The following is a 2,418-nucleotide window of genomic DNA, read 5'->3' as shown; positions in this document are numbered from 1 at the left end:
GGTATGGCATCCTGGAAGCCGGGTCCCGTCATGAAGGCGATGAATTCCTTCGCGAGCGGATTTGCGGCGCCCTTTTCCGTGATGCCGGCGACCTCGATCTGCAGATAGTGGCCCTCGGCGAAGGCCGCGGCCGCGTAGCGGTCGTTGTCCTCGGCGATGCGGTGATAGGCCGGAGACGTGGTGTAGGAAAGCACCATCTGCGCCTCGCCACCGGTGAACAGCCCGTAGGCCTCCGACCAGCCCGGCGTCACCGTCAGCACGCGATCCTTGAGCTTCGCCCAGGCGTCGGCGGCATCGTCGCCATAGACGGCCTTCATCCACAGGAGCAGGCCGAGGCCAGGCGTCGAGGTGCGCGGGTCCTGGATGGCGATCTTGACCGCCGGGTCGCCCTCGACGAGGTCGCGGAGGCTCGCCGGCGGCTCGGAAACCGTCTCGGTGTCGTAGACCACGGCAAAGTATCCGTAATCGAAGGGTACGAACATGTCGTCGGACCAGCCGCCGGGAACATCGACCGAGGCCAGATCCACCCCGTGCGGCGCGAACAGGCCGGTCTGGCGCGCCTCGTAGGTCAGATTGGTGTCGAGGCCGAGCACGATGTCTGCCTCGGTTGCAGCACCTTCCAGCTTGAGGCGGTTGAGCAGGGCCACCCCGTCGGCGACGGACACGAACTCGATGTCGCAGCCGCAGGTTTCCTCGAAGGCCTTCTCGACGATCGGGCCGGGACCCCATTCGGCGGTGAAGCTCTCATAGGTGTAGACGGTCAGCTTCCCGGCCGCCTGGACGGGGCCGGCGAGCAGTGCGAGGGCGATCGAAGTCGTGAGTATCGTGCAGCGCATCAGCGCCTCCTTTCGGTTCGTGTTGAAAGGGAATGAGGCGCCTGGTCGTGAGCGTCTAATCCCTCCGCCGGTATGATCCGGATCAGGTTCAGCGGGTTGGCGCGGAATTCCGCTATGCCTCTCAGCCGGGCTACGTCTTCACGCAGCCGGCACCCCGTTAGAGCGCCTTGAGACTTAGAGCGGGCCGGGGCGCGAGGCAAGGGCAATGTTGGGCCCCGCCATGGGCGGAGCGCTGTTGCTTCCGAGGCCGCGCGTGCTAAAGGCCCCGTCATGAGCCACTTCGTCATTCTTCTCGGGGGCGACCTCTCGCCGACGCCACGGCTTCGCGACCAGGTCGCGGGCGCGCGGGCGATCGCGGCGGATTCGGGCATTCGCCACGCCGAAGCGCTCGGCCTCGACCCGGAGCTGTGGACCGGCGATTTCGATTCTGTCGATGAGGGGCTGCGCGGTCGGTTCGAGCGTATTCCAACGGAGATCTTTCCGGCGGAAAAGGACATGACGGATGGCGAGATCGCCGTCGAGGCTGCGCTGGCGCGCGGCGCGACCTCGCTGGTGCTGGCGGGCGCGTTCGGTGGCCGGCGCGCGGATCATGCGTTTCTGCATCTTGCCGCCGCCATCCGGCTTGCCGAAGGCGGCATGCCGGTGGTGCTGTCGAGCGGCGATCAGGAAGGCCGGCCGCTTCTCACCGGGGATGCCGCTTTCGACTTTCCCGATGGAACGCTGTTCAGCATCCTCGGCTTCACGCCGCTGACCGGGCTGACCGTGCGAGGCGCCAAGTGGCCGCTCGACGGCGCGGCCGTGCCGTTCGGGTCGTCGCTGACCATCTCGAACGAGGTTCGCGGCGCGCTGTCGATCACGCTGGGCGAGGGGCGCGCGCTGCTGGTGGCGCATTTTGCCGAACCGGCCGGGGCCTGACGATGGCGCCGCCGCTTCTCCAGCTCGACGACATCCGGCTGACCTTCGGCGGCACGCCGCTGCTCGATGGCGCAGCGCTGCAGGCGTCGGCGGGAGACCGGATCGCACTGGTGGGACGCAACGGGTCGGGCAAGTCCACCCTCCTGAAGATCGCCGCGGGTCAGGTCGAACCGCAGGACGGGACGGTGTTTCGCCAGCCCGACGCGACGGTTCGCTATCTGCCCCAGGTGCCGGACCTCGACGGGTTCGCGACCGTGCGCGCCTATGTCGAATCCGGGCTCGGGCCGGCCGATGATCCGCATCGCGCAAGCTACCTCCTCGAGCATCTCGGCCTGACCGGCGACGAGGCGCCGGCGACGCTTTCGGGCGGCGAGGCGCGGCGCGCGGCGCTGGCGCGGACACTCGCTCCGCAGCCCGACATCCTGCTCCTCGACGAGCCGACCAACCATCTCGACCTCCAGACAATCGAGTGGCTGGAAGGCGAGTTGTCGCGCTCGACCTCGGCGATCATCCTGATTTCGCACGACCGCCGCTTTCTCGAGCGCGTGTCGCGCGCCACCGTCTGGCTCGACCGCGGCACGACGCGGCGCCTCGACAAGGGCTTCGCGCATTTCGAGGAATGGCGCGACCAGGTGCTGGAGGAGGAAGAGCGCGAGCAGCACAAGCT

At 68.1% G+C, this 2,418-nt stretch carries 3 protein-coding genes and 1 riboswitch; of the genes, 2 read left to right on the top strand and 1 reads right to left on the bottom strand.

The annotated features are described in order from the left end of the window. A partial coding sequence (gene thiB, locus KDJ86_RS16395; RefSeq protein WP_291748224.1) for a thiamine ABC transporter substrate binding subunit occupies positions 1-836 on the bottom strand: 836 nt, incomplete at its 3' end. 42 nt (positions 837-878) lie between these two features. Next, a riboswitch (TPP riboswitch) is annotated at positions 879-1,003 on the bottom strand. 103 nt (positions 1,004-1,106) lie between these two features. Between thiB and KDJ86_RS16390 the strand changes: the two genes are divergently transcribed. Next, positions 1,107-1,751, top strand: a complete 645-nt coding sequence (locus tag KDJ86_RS16390) for a thiamine diphosphokinase (protein WP_291748221.1) — start codon at positions 1,107-1,109, stop codon at positions 1,749-1,751. 2 nt (positions 1,752-1,753) lie between these two features. Continuing rightward, positions 1,754-2,418: ATP-binding cassette domain-containing protein (locus tag KDJ86_RS16385; RefSeq protein WP_291748216.1), on the top strand; the 665-nt coding region annotated here is incomplete at its 3' end.

It is taken from the genome of Bauldia sp., from assembly GCF_020442045.1.
In the GTDB taxonomy this organism is placed as follows: domain Bacteria; phylum Pseudomonadota; class Alphaproteobacteria; order Rhizobiales; family Kaistiaceae; genus Bauldia.
This window is presented reverse-complemented; position numbering and strand designations above follow the sequence as displayed.